The sequence below is a fragment of the uncultured Desulfovibrio sp. genome (assembly GCF_944324525.1).
GTDB lineage: Bacteria > Desulfobacterota > Desulfovibrionia > Desulfovibrionales > Desulfovibrionaceae > Desulfovibrio.
Map to the genome: position 1 here is coordinate 1 of NZ_CALUWS010000051.1, position 19,929 is coordinate 19,929.

A 19,929-nucleotide genomic window follows, 5' to 3' on the forward strand; every position below is an offset into this window, starting at 1 on the left:
TGCCCATACATTCCTTTCGGCAATCCATATTGCTGCCATTGTCATTTTTTACCTTTAATGAGTCCTGACCCTAGAGCATTTTCAGTTTGAAACGCTTCGCGTTTCCAACCATACGGCTTGTCGTTTCGCGGAAAAAGCGCGGTTTTTCCGCTCACTTTGGGCCGGGCGGCGCTGTGCCGCCGCCTCGCATTCTGCCTTTTTCAAAGGCAAAATGCTCTACACAGCGTGCCAGCTTTTTCAGCCAAGTTCAAGATGGCGATGCTCCACCGTGGCCGTATAGTCAGCTTGCCGCAGGGCCTGGGTCAGCTCCTCGGCCACGGCGACCGAGCGGTGACGCCCGCCGGTGCAGCCGATGGCGATGCTGACGCGGTAGCGCCCCTCGGATTCCATGAGCGGCAGCATGAAAAACAGCAGATCCCGCAGTTTCTGAAAAAATTCCTGTGCGCCGAACGACTGCAGGACGTAGTCCGCCACGGCCTTGTCCTTGCCGGACAGGGGGCGCAGGGCGGCCTCAAAGTAGGGGTTGGGCAGAAAGCGCATGTCAAAGACCATGTCCGCTTCCCGGGGGACGCCGTACTTGTAGCCGAAGGAAAGGACGTTGACGCGGATGGCGCGCAGCTTTTCCTTGGCGCGCCAGCGTTTCTGGATGGCCCGGCGCAGATCGTGGATGGAAAAGCGGCTGGTGTCCACCACCAGATCCGCGGACTCGCGCAGGGGGGCCAGCCGCTCGCGCTCGGCGGCAAGGGCCTCCTCCAGGCCGAGGCCTTCCCGCTCCAGCGGGTGCGGACGGCGCGTGGTGGCGTAACGGCGCATCAGCTCATGCGGTGTGGCCTCAAGAAAGAGCAGCATGGGCCGGTAGCCGTCGCCCGTCATCTGCGACAACGCCATATTGATGTCTTCCAGAAAGGCGCTCTGCCGGATGTCCATGCCCAGCGCCATGCCCTTGTAACGGCTCATGGACGGGCGGGTCATCAGGGCGACCATATCCGGCGCGAGGGCCGCGGGCAGTCCGTCCACCGTGAAGTAGCCCAGATCCTCAAAGACGCCGAGCGCGGTGCTCTTGCCGGCGCCGGACAAGCCGGTGACGATGCAGACGGAGCTGGACACGCGAGGGGTCTCGGCGCTGATGTCGGCGGGGGGCGTAGTCATGGGAGAGCTCACAAGGTGAAAAGGCCCCCTTGCGGGGGCCTGTGCGCTGCTAGAGGACAGGGTCGATGAGGGCGAAGCCGCTGGTGCGCCGCCGGTAGACCACGTTGACGCGCGTCGTTTCGGCGTTGATGAAGACGAGGAAGTCGCCTCCCACGTTCTCAAGCTGCATGAGCGCCTCGTCCAGATGGAGGGGCTTGGGCGCGAAGCGGTCCGTGCCCACCACGTCGGCCTGCACGTCTTCGTCGGGCTGGGCCTCAAGGTTGTAGGTGAAGACGTCCACGTCCGCGTTGCGGGCCTTGCGGCGCTGCTCCTTCACGCGGGAGACCTGCTTCTTGATCTGGGCCTCCACCTTGTCGGTCACAAGGTCGATGGCGGCGTACATGTCGGAAGTCTGCTCCGAGGCGTTGATATGCAGCCCTTCGCCGGACACGGTCACTTCGCAGCGGTGCCGGAACTTGTCCACGGTCAGCACCACGGCCACTTCCAGACCGGAGGACTTGCCGAAGAAGCGCCCCAGCTTTTCCATGCGGCGGCGGGCATACTTCTTGAGATGATCGGACGCGTCAAAGTTCTTGAAGGCAAAGGAAATGTTCATATGGCCTCCGGGAGTAGGGGTTAGAAGTGTTCCCTGCGCTTTGAGGACGAGGGAATATCCAGAGCCGTACGGTACTTGGCGACGGTACGCCGCGCGATGGTCACCTTGAGGTGATCCTTGAGCATCTCGCCCAGGCGCTCGTCGCTCAGGGGGGAACGCGGGTCCTCTTCGGAAATGAATTTCTTGATGAGCGCCTTCACGCTCTCGGAACCGACCTGACTGCCGTCATCCAGTTCCAGACCGCTGTTGAAAAAGAACTTCAGCTCAAAGATGCCGTGCGGCGTGGCGGCATATTTGCTGGTGGTGATGCGGCTGACCGTGGATTCGTGCATGCCGATGTCGTCGGCGATATCCTTGAGGATGAGCGGCGCAAGGTGGGTGACGCCGTACTCGAAGAAGGGCCGCTGGTGGCGCACGATGCTTTCCATGACCTTGTAGAGGGTGCGCTGCCGCTGATAGAGGCTCTTGATGAGCCAGGAGGCCGCGCGGATCTTGTCGGCGCAGTATTCCTTTTCCGCGCTGTTCTCGCAGTCTATGTCCACCTTGGCCAGTTCGGACATCTGCAGCTGCGGCAGGCCGTCCTCGTTGAGGAGGATGACGAATTCATCCCCCATTTTGTAGACGTAGACGTCCGGGCTGACATAGGTGGGCTCGCCGCCGCCGAAGCTCGCGCCCGGCAGGGGGTCGAGGCTCTGGATGATGTCCAGATATTCGCGCAGCGTGTCCATATCCAGGCGGAACTTGCGCAAAAGCGGCTTGTAGCGGTGTGCCTCCAGATCTTCCAGATGGTATTCCACCAGCTCCTTGAGGATGGGATCCCGGTCATAGTTCAGGTTGCGCAGCTGGATGAGCAGACACTCCCGGGCATCGCGGGCGGCGACGCCCACGGGATCGAAAAAGTGGATGCGCTCAAGCACGGCCTCCACTTCCGCGGGGGTGGCGCTGGTCAGTTCCGCCACATCCTGCACGCTGGCCTGAAGATAGCCGGAAGAGGAGAGGTTGCCGATGATGGCCTCGCCGATCTCCTTCTGGCGGTCGTCCAGCGTGGAGAGGCGCAGCTGCCACATGAGGTGGCTCTCCAGCGAGGGCTTGGCGGCATAGCGGGCTTCCAGCGGGGAGAGCTCTTCCGGGAGCTCATGCTCCCGGGGCTGCACGAGCCGGGGCGTGCTGGCGAATTCGCCAAGGTAGTCTTCCCAGTCGGCATTGCGGGACAGGTCCGCGTCATAGGCCGTATCGTCCTCGCGGGAAGAGCGGGTTTCTTCCGGCGCCTGACTGTCCGTCAGCGGGATGTTTTCACTCTCTTCCAGAAAGGGATTTTCCATCAGTTCCTGCTGGACGGTCTCCATCAGTTCCACCCGGGAAAGCTGCAGCAGCTTGATGGCCTGCTGCAGCTGTGGCGTCATGCGCAGTTGCTGCGAAAGCTTGAGCTGCTGCCGAAGTTCCAATGCCATAGAGAGCCGGTATCCCTTTTTACAACCTGTTTTTTGTTACAAATACCATGCCATAGGTCACAAAAACTTGCAACAGCCCGAACTGCCGAACGTTGCCGGGGCGTACTTCCTCCGCGCTAGTCGGCCGTCGAGCGGCAAAAGCGCGCTGGGGTGGGGAGGGGGGGACATGGGGGAGAAGGGAAGCCGCTCCCGCCGGCGCGGGAGCGGGTCCCTCTTCCCCCAAACAGGCAACGAATAGTGTTGACGGGCTCCAACAGAGCAGCGCGTCAACAGCCCCTAGCCGGCGGCCCGCTTCTTGGCCGCGCCGATGAAATCCCGGAAAAGGGGATGGGCATGCATGGGGCGGGACTTGAATTCGGGGTGGAACTGGCAGCCCACGAACCAGGGGTGATCCGGCAGTTCCACGATCTCCACCAGGGAGTCGTCCGGGGCCAGCCCGCTGAAGACCATGCCCTTCTGGGCGAGGATGTCCCGGAAGGCGTTATTGAATTCGTAGCGGTGGCGGTGGCGTTCCTCCACCATGTCCTTGCCGTAGGCCGCGGCGGCATGGGTGCCGGGCAGGATCTTGCAGGGATAGGCTCCGAGGCGCATGGTGCCGCCCTTGTCGCTGGCGGTATTGCGCTTTTCCAGATGCTTGGTGCGGAAGTCGAACCATTCGGTCATGAGGTAGATGACCTTATGGTCGGAAAGCGGGTTGAACTCTTCGGAATTGGCGTCTTCCAGCCCGGCCTTGTGGCGGGCGAACTCGATGACGGCGCACTGCATGCCGAGGCAGATGCCGAAGAAGGGGATATTGTTCTCCCGCGCGAAGCGGATGGCCTCTATCTTGCCCTCCACGCCGCGGTAGCCGAAGCCGCCGGGCACAAGGATGCCGTCGCAGCCTTCAAAGGTGGCGCGGGCGTTGTCGGCGTCCACGTTCTCGGAGTTGACGTAGCGCAGCTCCACGGCCACCCGGTTGGCTATGCCGGCATGGATGAGGGCCTCGTGCAGGCTTTTGTAGGCTTCCTTGAGGTCAACGTATTTGCCTACGATGGCGATGGTGACCTTGCCCTGCGGGTGGGCGCAATCGTAGACGAGCTTTTTCCAGTTTTCCAGATTGGCGTTGCGCGCGGGCAGGCGCAGCATGATGGCCACCTTCTGGTCGAAGCCTTCCTCATAGAAGCGCAGAGGCACTTCATAGATGTTGTCCACATCCACCGAGCAGAACACGGCGTCCTGATCCACATTGCAGAACAGGGCGATCTTGCGGCGCATCTCCGCGGGGATGCTCTGCTCGCAGCGGCAGAGGATGATGTCCGGCTGGATGCCGATGGAGAGCAATTCCTTGACGCTGTGCTGGGTGGGCTTGGTCTTGTGCTCGCCCGCCGCCTTCAGGTAGGGGACGAGGGTCAGGTGGATGTTGAGGCAGTTGTCCCGGCCCAGTTCCGTCCGCAGCTGGCGGATGGCCTCAAGGAAGGGAAGGCCCTCGATGTCGCCCACCGTGCCGCCGATCTCGATGATGGCCACATCCGGCGCCTGATCCCCTTCGGCAAGGGAGAGGATCTTGTTCTTGATCTCGTCGGTGATGTGGGGGATCACCTGCACGGTGCCGCCCAGATAGTCCCCGCGCCGTTCCTTGGCGATGACGTTGTTGTAGATGGCCCCGGAGGTGGTGTTGTTCTTCCGGGACATGGGCACATTGAGGTAGCGCTCGTAGTGGCCGAGGTCGAGGTCGGTCTCGGCCCCGTCGTCGGTCACGAAGACCTCGCCGTGCTGGAAGGGGTTCATGGTGCCGGGGTCCACGTTGATGTAGGGATCGAGCTTCTGGATGGTGACGGTCAGGCCGCGCGTCTGGAGCAGCGCGCCCAGAGAGGCCGCCGCCAGTCCCTTGCCCAGCGAGGAAAGCACACCGCCCGTCACAAAAATGTATTTCGTTTTCATAGTCTCCTCCGGGGCAATGGCTGCGCGCCCCACGCACATGTTCATCCTGACAGGATATAACCAAAGTCCGGCACGCTGGCTAGCATTGACTATGCAGCACACAAAACGTAATGTGAATTCCCTTTCACCACAGGAAACTTGTCCCTTCGAGGAGGCTAGGCCGCATGGGCGCTGTCAATACCTTGGTCATTACGGGCTACGGCACCAATTCCCATCTTGAAACGGCGCATGCCGCGCGTCTTGCCGGAGCGGACAGGGCGGACGTGGTGCATTTTTCGGATATCGTGACGGCCCGGGTGCGGCTGGCGGACTACCATTTCCTGATCTTTCCCGGCGGCTTCCTGGACGGCGACGACCTCGGCGCGGCGCAGACGGCCAGCCTGCGCTGGCGCTACCTCGTGGATGAGGCGGGCACGCCCCTGCTCGAGAGCCTGACCCGCTTCCTGGATGACGGCAAGCTCGTGCTGGGTATCTGCAATGGCTTCCAGCTGCTGGTCAAGCTGGGCGTGCTGCCCTCGCTGGACGGCGCGCGCTTCGAGCGGCAGGTCTCGCTCAGTCATAACGATTCCGCCCGCTACGAGGACCGCTGGGTCAGCCTGCGCCCCAATGAAAAAAGTCCCTGCGTGTTCACGCGCGGCCTCGGCATGCTGGCCATGCCGGTGCGGCACGGCGAGGGCAAGCTCGTGACCCGCGATGCGGCGACGCTCCAGCGGCTGCAGGACGAGAACCTCATCGCCCTGCAATATGCCGACCCCGCCACCGGCCAGCCCACGCAGGAATACCCCCTCAATCCCAACGGCTCCCCGCTGGGCATCGCCGGGCTGACCGACCCCAGCGGCCGGGTGCTGGGCCTCATGCCGCATCCCGAAGCCTTCCATCACGTCACCAATCATCCGGCCTGGACGCGCGGCGAGGTGGACGCGCCCGGCACCATGCTCTTCGTCAATGCCGTGAACTATTTGCGTAACCTTTGATGGCGGCTGCCGGTAAGGGCGGCCCGCGCCATCCGGCAAGCATGCGTACAACGCAACAGCGTTCCTTGCAGCCATACGGCCCGTGGACTCTTCCGTCCGCGGGCCGTTTTTTTTTCTTGTGTACGGACAACGTGCCACATTTCTTGATTGCACTGCCGCACTGTGCGGAGCGCGTTACATGCGAGGGCGTGCGGCACATGCCGAAAAGATACGCGGTATTTTAGCATGCGATTCAGCGTAAAAGTGGGAGAACGCCTGTTTCGGCTTGACAGAGCGCCTGTTTAAAAATATCTAGTAAAGTTAAATTATTGTCGTGGCTCTGCCAAAGCTCCAGAGCAGGGCATGCGTTACAGGGCGGCTTGCCGCGGAGGATCGTTTTCGCTGGGGCGATCATAAGGAGGGATGCATGGCTTCACTGACGGAACAGCAGATCGCCGCACTGGCGCCCAATGAGAATGCGCTGAGCAACGGGCGCGGCATTTCCCGGAGCGGAGATTTCAGCCAGCTGGGGAGATCGGCGGACGGCACGTTCTATCAGGGGGAATGCCGCGGCAGCGGGAGCAAGCCCTACATCACGTCCGCGGACTTTTCGGAAGGGGCGAGCCCGGTGCTGCGCTGCACCTGCCCCAGCCGTCAGCACCCCTGCAAGCATTGTTTGGCCTTGCTGTTCGAGATACTGGAGGGCAAGCCCTTTGCGGAAATGGAGATCCCGCAGGATATCCTGAAAAAGCGGGCCCGGCGGGGAGGCAAGGCTGCCGAGACGGCGGACGAGGCCGGAGACGGCAAGGAGACGAAGAAGAGCGCCGCCAAAAAGGCCAGTAAAAAAAATGCGACCACGACCGCCGCGCAGGCAAAGAAGTTGCGGACCCAGCTTGAGGGGCTGGAGAAGACCGAAGCGCTGGTGCGGAGCATCATGGACGGCGGCCTGGGCAGCCTGAACGGGGCAATGCTGGAAACCTGCCGCAATCTGGCGAAAGAGCTTGAGAATCACTATCTGCCCGGTCCTCGCCGCCTGATACGCCGTCTGGTGCTGGATGCCGAGGCGCGGGAGGCTCGGGGGGATGACCAGGCCAACGACCGCATGCTGGGTACGCTGGAGAAGCTCTGGGCGCTGATTCGCAAATCCCGCCAGTATCTGGAAGAAAAACTGGCCGGCGGCGTTGTGGAGCGGGATGCCAGCCCGCTTTTTGAAGAGCTGGGCGGCGTTTGGAAGTTCAGCGAGCTGGAGGAGCTTGGTCTGACCCGCGAAAACGTGCGCCTTGTCCAGCTGGCCTTCTGGGTGCGCCAGGACGATGCCCGCGAAGAGTTCGTGGATACGGCCTGCTGGGCCGATCTGGACAAGGGCGACATCGTCATGACCTACGGCTACCGTCCCTTTACCCTCAGGAAGCGGCTCAAGGCGGAGGACAGCACGTTCGGCGTGGCGCATGCGCCGAAGATCGTCTGTTATCCCGGCGAGGGCAATCCGCGCGTGCGCTGGGAAAGCGCGGACATCCAGCCCGTCAGCGAGGCGGACAGGCGGCGCCTGCGCGAGTTGGCCGCCCCGGCCCTTGCCCCGGAGGTCAAGGCCGCCAAGGATCTGCTCAAGAATCCCCTGTTCGAGCCGCCGCTTTTTCGTCTGCTGCGCTTTGCCCGCATCGGCAAGGTGGGCGAGTCCTTCGTCCTCGTCGATCCGCAGGGCGACACCATCCTTCTGGAAGACATGCCCGGCCTGGAAGGCGGCATCCGCAAGGAGCTTGCCGGCAGTACGGCCTGGCTGCCGCTGCTCCCTGATGCCACCCTGTGGGAAGATCAGTGCCTGCTGGGGGCCATCTGGTATGATGCCGCCGCCGGCCGCATGAAGATGCAGCCGCTCAGCATCGTGACGGACAGGGCCATTGCCCGCCTGCTGTACTGATTCGACGTCAAGCATGGAGGAACAGCATGGACATTTCCCCTTTGTTCGTTTTGCGGCAGCGTCTGCATGCCGCCGCTTTGGCCGGCGCCGCATCCTGTCCCGGCGATGCCCGGCTGGCCCAGGCCTGTGAGGCCCTTGCCCCGCTGGAGGCGGTCGCGCCGGTCTTTCGCAAGCTGGGCGATCTTGTCCGCACGCTTTGCGCGCCGGAGGGTGAGGGGCGGGCCGCCGTCCTGCTGGAGGCCCTGACCCTGGCCGATGCGCTGGCCTGCACGCAGGCGGCCGTCGCCGTGCCGGGCGAGCTGAGGCCGATGGAGCCCGCCGTGTCCTGGGGCGGGCTCATGGCGGACATCCCGCATTCCGTGCAGGCGTCTTTCCGGGAAGATATGGTCACGGCCCGCAAGAGTTCCCCGGAACGCCTGTGGGCGTCCCCGGAGCTGCGGCCGGAATTTTTCCGCGAGTACCGCCTGTCCGGCTTCCTGCGGAAAGGGCTGGCGGCGCAGGGGGGCTACGCGAAAGACATCGTGGAATGGCTGGGCGCCAGGGGAGAGGATATCCGGCCGCTGCTGGAGGATGGCTTCGATCCCCGCGGCGGGAAAGAAATGGCCTGGCGGGTCAAGATTCTGGACTGGGTGCGGGGCGCGGCCGCCAATGATTTTTACTGCGCGCAACTGGACAGGGGGGCGCGCGCGGCCGTCCGTACGGAGCTGATTTATGCCCTGCGGCACGACAGGGGCAATACGGCCCGCCTGCTGGAACTGTGCCGCACGGAAAAGGGCAAGCCGGCCGCCATGGCGCACTGGGTGCTGGCACGCATGGACGATCCCGCCGCCTGGGCCTATTTCCGCGCGCTGCTGCCGAATCAGCCGCGGCAGGTCATGGCGTCGCTGGAATTTGCCTGCGGAGGTCAGGAAGCCGGCGAACTGGTGGCCCAGGAGCTGGAGCGCCTGCTTGCGCCCCTTGTGGCGGATGCCGCCCGCATCCCCGACGAGAAAGAGGTACAGGACATCCAGCAAGCCTTCTTTGCCCTGCCCGGCAAGACCGGCCCGGCTGTCTGCGAGTCCTACCGCCGCATGGCCGCGCTGGGGACGTCGCTGGATGACCGGCTCCGCCTGCGGCACAATTCGTATAATTGGAAGCCGGACTGCGAGGGCTTCTCCTTCCAGATCGCGGTGGCGCTCATGCTGCGGGAGGCCATCCTGCGGCAGCCGGACGAGGGCCTGCTCGCCCTGGCCGGAGAGCTGACGGAGTCGGCCTCCGACCTTTTTGTCATCCCCTATCTGACGGGCATGTTGCTTCTGCGTCCGGCAGCCGAAGCCTACGAAGCGGCGGAGCGCCTGCTTGCCCCGGAAGGTTTTGCGCGCGGCACCCTGACGGAATACGGAAATGACGCGCTGTGCCGGATCTTTTTCGACGTCGAGCTGAGCCATGCCCGCTACAGCCGGTCGCGCGGGTATTTTGACCAGAACTTCGGCCCCGACAACAGATCGACCCGCCTCGATACCTATCGACAGGATCCGGATTGGGCTGTCGGGAAGATGGAGAAACGCGCGTGCCGCGGCTTTATGCCCTGGTGGTGGAGCGAGTCTCTGGAGCGCAGGCTGTCGGTATTCAGACCCTTTGCCGAACCGCTGGACTTCCGCTGGCTGGAGGCCATGATGGTGCCGGAAGCCACTGTAGTGACATGCCGTCTGATGTTCTGGCTGGCCGATCTGGGGGATGCCTCATGCTGCGCCCGGCTGTCCCGCTTCTGGCATGCCTGGATGCTGAAGGGACTGGACGGGGGAAAGCCCGCGGAACGGGCTTACCCGCCGTTCATGCTGCCTGAAGTCCTGCCGGCCCCCGCCTGGATGTATTGTTGCGGCTGGACGGACTTCACGGGGCTGCTGGAGCTCTGTTTCCGTCGTTTCGGCATGAGCTCGTTCGCGGGAGATTTTTTTGTCCGCATGATGGGGCATATCGCACCGCAGACCTTCCTGGAAGAGATGGAACACTGTCTGGAGCTGCTGCGCCGGGGGGAACTGGATCCGACGTACACGAGAAAAGAAGGGCTGTGCCGAAGGATGGAGCAGTACATGAGCGATGTCCGGCGCGGCATGGCCGCCCGTTCCTGAAAAGTACGGCCCGCCGGGTATGATGCGAAGGAGAGGAACGCATGGACATTTCCCCTTTGTTCGTTTTGCGGCGGCGTCTGCATGCCGCGGCGCTGGCCGGGGCCGCTTCCTGTCCCGGCGATGCCCGGCTGGCCCAGGCCTGTGAGGCCCTTGCCCCGCTGGAGGCGGTCGCGCCGGTCTTTCGCAAGCTGGGCGATCTTGTCCGCACGCTTTGCGCGCCGGAGGGCGAGGGGCGGGCCGCCGTCCTGCTGGAGGCCCTGACCCTGGCCGATGCGCTGGCCTGCACGCAGGCGGCCGTGGCCGTGCCGGGCGAGGCGGAAGCGCTGACGCCAGAGGGACGGGGCGGGACCGTGGCGGACGTGCCGTACTCCGTGCTGGCGTCTTTCCGGGAAGATATGGCCACGGCCCGCAAGAGTTCCCCGGAGCGCCTGTGGGCGTCCTCGGAGCTGCGGCCGGAGTCCTTCCGCGAGTACCGCCTTTACGGCTTCCTGCGGCAGGGGCTGGCGGCGCAGGGGGGCTACGCGAAAGACCTGGTGGAATGGCTGGCCGCCAAGGACGAGGACATCCTGCCTCTGCTGGAGGAGGGCTTCGATCCCGGCGGCGGGAAGGAGATGGCCTGGCGCGTCAAGGTCTTGGACTGGGGGCTGGGCGCGGCCGCCAATGACTTTTACCGCGCGCAGCTGGACAGGGGCGGGAGCGCGGCGGTCCGCGCGGAGCTGATCTATGCCTTGCAGCACGACAAGAGCAATACGGCCCGCCTGCTGGAGCTGTGCCGCACGGAAAAGGGCAAGCTGGCGGCTATGGCGCGCTGGGCGCTGGCGCGCATGGACGATCCCGCCGCCTGGGCCTATTTCCGTGCGTTGCTGCCGAAGCAGCCGCGACAGGTCATGGCGTCGCTGGAATTTGCCTGCGGAGGTCAGGAAGCCGGCGAACTGGTGGCCCAGGAGCTGGAGCGCCTGCTTGCGCCGCTGGTGACGGATGCCGCCCATATCCCCAGCGAAGAGGAAAAACAGACCATCCAGGAAGCCTTCTATGCCCTGCCCGGCAAGACCGGCCCGGCTGTCTGCGAGGCGTACCGTCGCATGGCCGCGCTGGGAGATAGGCTGGATGAGCGGCTTCACCTGCGGCACAAATTCGTCGATGCGGGGCCGGACAAAGAGGGACACGCGTTCCGTGGCGCGGTGGTGCTCACGCTGCGGGAGGCCATCCTGCGGCGGCCGGACGAGGGCTTGCTGGCCCTGGCCGAAGAGCTGATGCGGACGGCTTCTTCCCTTTTCGTCATCCCCTATCTGACGGGTATGTTGCTCTTGCGCCCGGCGGCCGAAGCCTATGAAGCGGCGGAGCGCCTGCTTGCCCCGTACGGCTTTGCGCGCGGCAAGCTGACGGAAGAGGGGAGGGCTCTCCTGCAGCGTATTTTCGATGTTGCGGATCTTGAGATGAGCCATGCCCGCTACAGCCAGGCATGCGGTCATTTCGACAGGAGCTTTGCCCGCTACGATATGGCGACCCGTTTTGATACGTATCGTTATGATCCGGATTGGGCTGTCGGGAAAATAGAGAAGCGCGGCTGCCGCGGCTACACGGCATGGTGGTGGAGCGAGTCTCTGAAACGCAGGCTGACGGTCTTCAGACCCTTTGCCGAGCCGCTGGATGCTCGCTGGCTGGAGGGCATGATGTCACCGGAGGCCGATGTGGAGACATGCCGTCTGATGTCCTGGCTGGCCGATCTGGGAGATGCCTCCTGCTGCGCCCGGCTGGGACGGTTCTGGCATGGCTGGATGCGGAGGATGCTGGACGAGGAGAGTAACGAGCTCTCCGTCAGCTCTCGGCTGGGACAGGTCATGCAGACCTGGATGCGGAAGCTCCGGAGCGAGGGGAGCGGCGAGTCTGCAGGCGGGTCGCAGACCGGCCTGGATATACGCGCCGTTCAGGCTCTTGTCTGGATGCACTTCTGCGGCTGGACGGATTTCAAGGGGCTCATGGAGCTCTGGTTCCGGCGTGGCGGCATGAGCATACTGACGGTTGGCCGCATGGTTTACATAATGGGGCATATCGCGCCGCGGACATGCCTTGAGGAGCTGGAACACTGCCGGGAGCTGCTGCGCCAGGGGGAACTGCAACCGAGCGGTGATGCCAGAGAAACGATGTGCGGATGGGTGGAACTGCACCTGCGCGACCTCCGGAGCAGCATCTCCGCCCAGTCTTAGAGCAGTTCCAGTTTGAAAAGCTTTGCGTTTCAAACCCTACGGCCCGGTGATTCGTGGAAAAAGCTCTGTTTTTCCGCTTGGTTTCGACCGGGCGGCGCTGTGACGCCACCTCGCGTTTTGCCTTTGAAAAAGGCAAAACGCGCTAAACGCATACGGCCCGCAGGGCATGATGGAGGAGAGGGTGACATGGACATTTCCCCCTTGTTCGTTCTGCAACAGCGCTTGCATGCCGCCGCGCTGGCCGGCGCCGCGTCCTGCCCCGGCGATGCCCGACTGGCGCAGGCCTGTGAGGCCCTTGCCCCGCTGGAGGCGGCCGCGCCGGTCTTCCGCAAGCTGGGCGATCTCGTCCGCAAGCTCCGCGCGCCGGAGGACGAGGGGCGGGCGGCCGTCCTGCTGGAGGCCCTGACCCTGGCCGATGCGCTGGCCTGCACGCAGGCGGCCGTGGCCGTGCCGGGCGAGGCGGGGCCGGTGGAGCTCGCCGGGCAGGGCGGGATCGTGGCGGACGTGCCGTATTCCATGTTGGGTTCCCTCCGGGAGGGGGCGGGCAAGTCCGGCAAGCGTTCTCCGGAAAGTCTGTGGGCGTCCCCGGAGCTGCGGCCGGAGCTCTTCCGCGAGTACCGCCTTTACGGCTTCCTGCGGCAGGGACTGGCCGAGTCTTCCGCGCTGACGGTCAAGTTGGTGGAATGGCTGGCCGAGGCGGGGGAGAACCTCCTGCCGCTGCTGGCGGAGGGCTTCGATCCCGCCGGCGGGAAAGATATGGCCTGGCGGGTCAAGGTCCTGGACTGGGCGCTGGGCGCGGCCGCCAATGATTTTTACTGCGCGCAACTGGACAGAGGCGGGCGCGCGGCCGTCCGCAGTGAGCTGATTTATGCCCTGCGGCACGACAAGGGCAATACGGCCCGTCTGCTGGAACTGTGCCGCACGGAAAAGGGCAAGCTCGGGGAAATGGCGCGCTGGGCGCTGGCGCGCATGGACGATCCCGCCGCCTGGGCCTATTTCCGTGAGCTGCTGCCCAGGCAGCCGCGGCAGGTCATGGCGTCGCTGGAATTCGTCTGCGGCGGTCAGGAAGCCGGTGAGCTGGTGGCCCAGGAGCTGGAGCGCCTGCTTGCGCCGCTGGTGGCGGATGCCGCCTGCACTCCCGGTGAGAAAGAGGTGCAGGCCATCCAGGAAGCCTTCTATGCCCTGCCCGGCAAGACCGGCCCGGCTGTCTGCGAGGCGTACCGCCGCATGGCCGCGCTGGGGACGACGTTGGATGAGCGGCTCTGGCTGAGGCACAAGCGGGTACGTTTGGGAACGAAGCTGCACGACGGCCGCCCGTTTTCCGCAGCCGTGGCCCTCACGCTGCGGGAGGCCATCCTGCGGCAGCCGGACGAGGGCTTGCTCGCCCTGGCCGAAGAGCTGACGAGGTCGGCTTCTTTCCTTTTCGTCATCCCCTATCTGACGGGCATGCTGCTCTTGCGCCCGGCGGCCGAAGCCTATGAAGCGGCAAAGCGCCTGCTTGCCCCGCACGGCTTTGCGCGCAGCCAGCTGAAGGGGAAAGGCAAGCAGATCCTCCACGATGCCTTCATGGAGATCGAGGTCAGCTATCCTCGTTATGAACTGGCGTACGGTTATGTTACGCCGTTGTACGGAGAGAAGGGATATTATGATCTTGATGGCGTCTTCCAGCCGATAACGGCGGAAACATGGATCGAGCACCTCGAGCGGCGCGGCTGCCGGGGATTCCGGCCATCCTGGAGCAGCGACGTCACGAAAAGGAGCGAGGTCGAGTCCCGTCCCTTTGCCGAGCCGCTGGACTTTCGCTGGCTGGAGGCCATGACGGCCTCGGGCAAGTCCCTTCCGGCCGACGGCATGTGTCGTCTTGCCTTTCTGCTGCTTGATCTGGGCGATCCGCAACACTGCGAACGCATGGCCCAGATCTTTGCGACGTGGATGGAGCGGACGGATGGCAACCTCATTCTCATTCCCCACACAATACTGATCTGGCTCGCCTGTTGCGGGAAGCGGGACATGCGCGGTCTGCTGCAAAAGTTTTTCCGCAGGCACGGCATCGACGAGGATGATATAGGCCGCATGTCGCTCTATATGCGGTATATCGCGCCTGACATCTTTCTTGAAGAGATGGAGGCCTGTCTTGATCTGCTGCGCCGGGGAGAGCTTCGGCTGAAACACAGCAGTGACGAGAAGACCATTTATGCGGATGTGGAGAAAACGCTGGACGAGTTTCGGCGTTTTGTCGCCGCCCGTTCCCGCAAGGCCGCGTCCGACCGGGCATAGAGCATCTTGCCGTTGAAAAAGGCAAAATGCGAGGCGGCGGCGCAGCGCCGCCCGGCCCAAACCAAGCGGAAAAACCGCGTTTTTTTCCGCGAAACGCCAGGCCGTATGGTTTGGAACGCGACGCGTTTCAAACGGAAAATGCGCTAAGTGAAAAGGAGCAAACGATGCAACAGCCTTCCGATGTGCAACGGCTTCCGGCCGAGCAGATGTTCCGGGCCGAACTGGAGGCGCTGACGGCCGCCGAGACCCGCCCCGTCCCCACGGGCTGGCGCATGTCGCCGTGGTCGGTGCGCACCTACATCTGCGGCGGCAGAGTGGGGGATGTGGAGATCACGCCCAAGTACATGGGCAATGAGCGGCTGGTGGAGATAGCCATCGCCACCCTGCTCACGGACAGGGCCCTCCTGCTGGCGGGGGAACCGGGCACGGCCAAGAGCTGGCTGTCCGAACACCTTTGCGCCGCCATCAACGGCGATTCCACACGGGTCATACAGGGGACGGCCGGGACGACGGAAGAGCAGATACGTTATTCCTGGAATTATGCCCTGCTCATCGCCGAGGGGCCGTCCGAGCGCGCTATGCTCAAAAGTCCGGTCTACCGGGCAATGGAAGACGGGGCCGTGGCCCGCTTCGAGGAGATATCCCGCTGCGCCGGCGAAGTGCAGGATGCGCTCATTTCCCTGCTGTCGGAAAAGCGCGTCAGCGTCCCGGAGCTGCACCTTGACGTTCCGGCCCGCAAGGGATTCTCCCTCATCGCCACGGCCAACACGCGGGACAAGGGCGTCAATGACATGTCCTCCGCCCTGAAGCGGCGCTTCAATATCGTGGTGCTGCCCGCTCCGGCCAGTCTGGAAGCGGAGATGCGCATCGTGCAAAGCCGTGTGGCCCAGCTCACCAGCCATCTGGATCTCAATGCCGCGCTGCCCGCCGAGGACATCGTGCGCAAGGTCTGCACCATCTTCCGCGAACTGCGCGCGGGGCGGACGCTGGACGGCAGCCAGAAGCTCAAGCCCACTTCCGGCGTGCTGTCCACGGCCGAGGCCATTTCCCTGCTGGCCGGTTCCATGTCGCTGGCGGGCAGCTTCGGCGACGGCACGGTGGGGGACATCGATCTGGCCGCCGCGCTGCAAGGGGCCGTGATCAAGGAGGATGACAAGGATAGCCTCGCCTGGAAGGAATATCTGGAAAACGTCATGAAAAAGCGGGGCGAGGGCTGGTTCGGGCTTTACGCCGCCTGTCGGGAACTGCTGCCGTGAGCGGGGAACCTGTTTTTTTCGGGGTGCGCCATCTGTCCCCGGCCGGCGCTTTCCATCTGCGGCGGCTGCTGGATGACGTGCGCCCGCAGCTCGTGCTGGTGGAGGCCCCCGCCGATCTGGAGCCCCTGCTGCCGGATATCGTCCGCTCCGGCACGCAGCCGCCCATAGCCATGCTGGCCTATACGCGCGAGCCTCCCGTCCGTTCCCTGCTGTATCCGCTGGCGGAATATTCTCCGGAATATCAGGCCATGCTCTGGGCGCGAGAGCATAACGTGCCCTGCCGCTTTATGGATCTGCCTTCCGACGTCTTCCTGGCCCTTTCGACGGGTGACGGCATCGAGGAAGAGCCGGGTGACGAAGCGGGGGAGGAGGACTGCGCGGAGGAGGCTGCCGGGGAAAGGAAGACGCCGGACGAGACCGGGCCGGACGGCGAAAGCGGGGCGGATACGGCCGGGACAACCGGGAACAGGCCGGACGGCAAGGATGAGCGCGAGGCGCATGAGCTCTTCTGGGAGCGCGTGTTGGAACATGCCGCCGATGGTGAGAGCTACCGGCTGGGCGCGGCGGCCTACGGCAAACAGCTCCGCCTGCGGGAGGAGACCGAAAACCGGGGCGCGCGCCACGAACATGCCGAGGCGCGCATCCGTGAGGCCCATATGCGGCGGGTCATAGGGCAGGCCCTGGCGGCGGGCGTACCCGCCGAACGCATGGTAGTGGTGACCGGAGCCTATCATCTGGAAGGACTGCGGAACGTGCCTCCCCTGACGGATGCGGAGCTGAAGGCCCTGCCGCGCCGCGCCGCGGCCTGCACGCTCATGCCCTATACCTCGTACCGTCTTTCCTCCCGTTCCGGCTACGGGGCCGGCGCCAAGGCCCCGGCGTACTCGTCGCTGATCTGGCAGGGGCTGCACCGGCAGGAACCGCGCTGGCACGCCCGCGCCTATCTGGCCCGCGTCGCTCGCTTTCAGCGCCAGGAGGGGCATCCCGTCTCGACGGCCGACGTCATCGAGGCGGTACGGCTGGCCGATGCGCTGGCCCTGCTGCGAGGCTCCGCCGTACCGGCTCTGCCGGATCTGCGCGACGCCGCGATCACCTGTCTGGGCGGCGGGAGCCTTGCCCGCATCAGCCGGGCCGTGGCCGATACGGAGATCGGCACGCTGATGGGCACGCTGCCCGAACGGGTCAGCCGGACCAGCCTGCAGGACGACTTTGACCGCAGCCTCCGGGACCTGAAGCTGGAACGCTTCCGCACGCCGGTCGAGCAGGGACTGACCCTCGATCTACGGGAAAATCGCCGGGTCAAGTCCGCAAAGTCCGCCTTTCTCGGTCTGCGGCGTTCCTTTTTCCTGCATCGGCTGCGGGTGCTGGGCATTTCCTTCGCCATGCTGCGGGACGGTTCCACGGGTCGGGACGAGGGCTGGAACCTCCGCTGGACGCCGGAAACGGAGATCGAGCTGGTGGAGCGGTCGCTCACGGGCAACAGCATCCGGCAGGCCGTGGCCGCCCACTTCCGGCAGACGCTGGACGAGGCCGGATCGCCGGCCGCCGTGGCGGCGGTCATCGAGGAGGCCTTTTCCTGCGGCATGAGCACGGAACTGCACCGTGCCGCCGCCGCACTTCAGGCCGTGAGCATCGAGGCTACGGAACTTGGCGATCTGGCGGCCACGGCAGACCGTTTGTCCTTCGTGTTGCGTTTCGGCGATGTGCGGCGCATGGATACGCGGCCTTTGGAGCCTTTGCTGCAACAGATCTTCCTGCGCTGCTGCCTGCTGCTCTCCGCCGCCTGCGACTGTGACGACAAGGCGGCCGAACCTATCCTGTCCGCGATGGACAGCCTCGACGGCGTGGCGCGGGCCCATGCGTTCCTCCCTGAGGAATTCTGGCTGCGGGCGCTGGACGACGAGGCGGAACGGGACGAGGGCAACGCCTGCCTGTCCGGTCTCGCCGCGGCCATCCTGCTGGAGCGCGGCAAGATGCCGGACGACCGCCTGCAACGCCTCGTCCGCCGCCGCCTCTCGCCGGGCATGCCGGTGGACAGGGGCGCGGGCTGGTTTGCCGGACTGGTCAGGCGCAACCGTCATGCGCTCATGGGATGTCTTTCTCTCTGGGAAGATCTCGCGCAGTATGTCGACAGTCTGGATGACGAAGAGTTCAAACGGGCGTTGCTGGTGCTGCGGCGGGCCCTGGCCGATTTTTCCGCCGGGGAAAAGAACGGCATCGCGGAAAATCTGGCGGAGATCTGGGGACTTGGCGGCGCGCAGACCAGCGAGGTCCTCAATGCCGCGCTGAGCGGCGAAGCGGAAGAGATGCTGCAGGATATCGAGTCCTTCAACTTTGACGACCTGTAGGCAGGAGGTGGCGCATGGATGACGCGACACGGCTGCTGCGCTGGCGGCTCATTCTGGGGCCGGAAAGCCGGCAGAGCTTCGAAGGCATGGGCTGCTGCGCGCTACAAGGGGAAGCGGACCTCATGGACCAGGCGCTGGACGCCATCTACCAGCGCAGACCCGCTTCCACCGGCAGCAAGAGCGGCGCACGCGGCGCGGGACGGGAGATGTCCAGCCCAAGGCTCGTCCGCTGGCTGGGGGACATCCGCAGCCTTTTCAACAGGGATCTCGTCACCATCCTCCAGGAGGATGCCGTGGAGCGTTGCGGCCTGAAGCAACTGCTGCTGGAGCCGGAACTGCTGGACGATCTGGAGCCGGACATGGGCCTGGCGAGCATGCTGCTCAACCTTATGGAACAGGTACCCGAGCGCAGCAAGGAGAACGTCCGGGCCTTCATCCGTCGCATCGTGGAAGAGATCGACCGCCTGCTGGCGGATGCTGTCCGCCGCGCCGTGACGGCGGGCCTGGACAGGCGGCAGCATTCCCCCATTCCTTCGGCGGCGGCGCTGGACTACCGCACCACCATTGCCCGCGGCCTCAAGAACTATCAGCCGGAGCTGGGCATCATCATCCCCGAACGCTTCTACTTTTTTGCGCGCAACCAGATCGCCGCCCATCGCCGTACCGTCATCCTGGACATCGACCAGAGCGGCTCCATGAGCGAGTCCATCATCTATGCCTCGGTGGTGGCCTGCGTGCTGGCGAGCATGGCCGCGCTGAAGACCCATGTGGTGGCCTTCGACACCAGCGTCGTGGATCTGACCGAACGCTGCGAGGACCCGGTGGACATGCTGTTCGGCTTCCAGCTCGGCGGCGGCACGGATATCGAACGTTCGCTGGCCTATTGCGGACAACTGGTGGAAGAGCCTTCCCGCACGCTGCTTTTCCTCATCTCCGATCTGGACGAGGGCGGCAATCAGGCGGGCATGCTGCGGCGGCTGGAGGAGTTCAGGCGCTCCGGGGTGACGGTCGTCTGCCTGCTGGCGGTGACCAATGGAGGCAAGCCCTACTACAATGCCGATATGGCGAAGCGGGTGGCCGCCCTGGGCATCCCCTGCCTTGCCTGCCATCCCGAGCGCTTGCCGCAGCTGCTGGAGGCCGCCCTGCGCGGGCGGGACATCGCTTCCCTGTTTGCCGAAAAAGGGGGGAGCGGCCGGGCGGGCTGAGCCGGATGTCGGAAAAATGCGGCGCACCAGCCGACGCCTGTTTGATACAATATTTTTGAAGGATGCTCTTCTGAGCATCCTTTTCTTTTAATGTGCTGATATGTAAATGTATTATTTTTTGTAAAACCGGGAAAAAAGCAGGACGGAGCGTGAGAAAGATGCCGGGAGGTCTTGAAGATATAGATTTTTACAGATAAGGTAATTTTGAAAGCCTCACCCGAGGACCACGTGCCTTCCCCCGAAGCAGAGGAGGCGTTCCACGCAGATCTTTCCCGCTCTTCCCCCCAACATGAGCCGGGCTTGCCCCGTATGCTGACGGAGACAGTATATGTCGGACGTGCAACAGCCTTTCAGTGATCCCAACCATGCAATGAATGTGGAAACAGCAGCCGTTCCCGCCGTAGGGGCTGCCGCCACGGACCCTGAACCGTCTGCCGCCCAGAGCCCGGCTGGCGTATCGGCTAGGGTCAGGACTCATTATTTCCATACGCTTCAAAAAAGAGTAGGTATGGAGACGGAGGTTACCATGTCTACTCTTT

13 protein-coding genes are annotated in these 19,929 nt (G+C 64.3%); 9 read left to right on the forward strand and 4 right to left on the reverse strand.

Features of this window, described 5'->3' with window-relative positions:
* Positions 1 to 237: 237 nt before the first annotated feature.
* The 4 genes from rapZ to Q0K12_RS10665 all read right to left on the reverse strand — a co-directional run bounded on the left by rapZ (position 238) and on the right by Q0K12_RS10665 (position 5,115).
* On the reverse strand, positions 238 to 1,149 hold the full coding sequence (gene rapZ / locus Q0K12_RS10650; protein WP_297262777.1) for an RNase adapter RapZ: 912 nt from the start codon (positions 1,147 to 1,149) through the stop codon (positions 238 to 240).
* 49 nt (positions 1,150 to 1,198) lie between these two features.
* Positions 1,199 to 1,744 carry a ribosome-associated translation inhibitor RaiA gene (raiA, locus tag Q0K12_RS10655; RefSeq protein ID WP_297262779.1) on the reverse strand — a complete coding sequence of 182 codons (546 nt, stop codon included), beginning with the start codon at positions 1,742 to 1,744 and terminating at the stop codon, positions 1,199 to 1,201.
* Between the two features lie 20 nt (positions 1,745 to 1,764).
* Positions 1,765 to 3,195 carry an RNA polymerase factor sigma-54 gene (rpoN, locus tag Q0K12_RS10660; RefSeq protein WP_297262781.1) on the reverse strand — a complete coding sequence of 477 codons (1,431 nt, stop codon included), beginning with the start codon at positions 3,193 to 3,195 and terminating at the stop codon, positions 1,765 to 1,767.
* 276 nt (positions 3,196 to 3,471) lie between these two features.
* Positions 3,472 to 5,115 (reverse strand): CTP synthase, encoded by a 1,644-nt coding sequence (locus tag Q0K12_RS10665; protein ID WP_297262782.1) that lies wholly within the window; start codon positions 5,113 to 5,115, stop codon positions 3,472 to 3,474.
* Positions 5,116 to 5,279: 164 nt separating this feature from the next.
* Between Q0K12_RS10665 and Q0K12_RS10670 the strand changes: the two genes are divergently transcribed.
* The 9 genes from Q0K12_RS10670 to Q0K12_RS10710 all read left to right on the forward strand — a co-directional run.
* Positions 5,280 to 6,089, forward strand: coding sequence for a phosphoribosylformylglycinamidine synthase subunit PurQ (locus Q0K12_RS10670; protein ID WP_297262784.1), 810 nt, complete (start codon positions 5,280 to 5,282; stop codon positions 6,087 to 6,089).
* Positions 6,090 to 6,495: 406 nt separating this feature from the next.
* The gene (locus Q0K12_RS10675) at positions 6,496 to 7,986 is read left to right on the forward strand and encodes an SWIM zinc finger family protein (RefSeq protein WP_297262786.1); all 1,491 of its coding nucleotides are present in this window, start codon (positions 6,496 to 6,498) and stop codon (positions 7,984 to 7,986) included.
* A 26-nt stretch (positions 7,987 to 8,012) separates the two neighbouring features.
* Positions 8,013 to 10,097 carry a hypothetical protein gene (locus Q0K12_RS10680; protein ID WP_297262788.1) on the forward strand — a complete coding sequence of 695 codons (2,085 nt, stop codon included), beginning with the start codon at positions 8,013 to 8,015 and terminating at the stop codon, positions 10,095 to 10,097.
* Positions 10,098 to 10,138: 41 nt separating this feature from the next.
* Positions 10,139 to 12,304 (forward strand): hypothetical protein, encoded by a 2,166-nt coding sequence (locus tag Q0K12_RS10685; RefSeq protein ID WP_297262790.1) that lies wholly within the window; start codon positions 10,139 to 10,141, stop codon positions 12,302 to 12,304.
* 186 nt (positions 12,305 to 12,490) lie between these two features.
* On the forward strand, positions 12,491 to 14,581 hold the full coding sequence (locus tag Q0K12_RS10690) for a hypothetical protein (RefSeq protein WP_297262792.1): 2,091 nt from the start codon (positions 12,491 to 12,493) through the stop codon (positions 14,579 to 14,581).
* A 164-nt stretch (positions 14,582 to 14,745) separates the two neighbouring features.
* Positions 14,746 to 15,837 carry an AAA family ATPase gene (locus tag Q0K12_RS10695; RefSeq protein ID WP_297262793.1) on the forward strand — a complete coding sequence of 364 codons (1,092 nt, stop codon included), beginning with the start codon at positions 14,746 to 14,748 and terminating at the stop codon, positions 15,835 to 15,837.
* Positions 15,834 to 18,185, forward strand: a complete 2,352-nt coding sequence (locus tag Q0K12_RS10700) for a DUF5682 family protein (protein WP_297262795.1) — start codon at positions 15,834 to 15,836, stop codon at positions 18,183 to 18,185. Before Q0K12_RS10695 ends, Q0K12_RS10700 begins: the two co-directional genes overlap by 4 nt.
* 14 nt (positions 18,186 to 18,199) lie before the next feature.
* Positions 18,200 to 19,390, forward strand: a complete 1,191-nt coding sequence (locus tag Q0K12_RS10705; RefSeq protein WP_297262797.1) for a VWA domain-containing protein — start codon at positions 18,200 to 18,202, stop codon at positions 19,388 to 19,390.
* Between the two features lie 328 nt (positions 19,391 to 19,718).
* On the forward strand, positions 19,719 to 19,929 hold a 211-nt coding region (locus tag Q0K12_RS10710), incomplete at its 3' end, for a hypothetical protein (protein ID WP_297262799.1).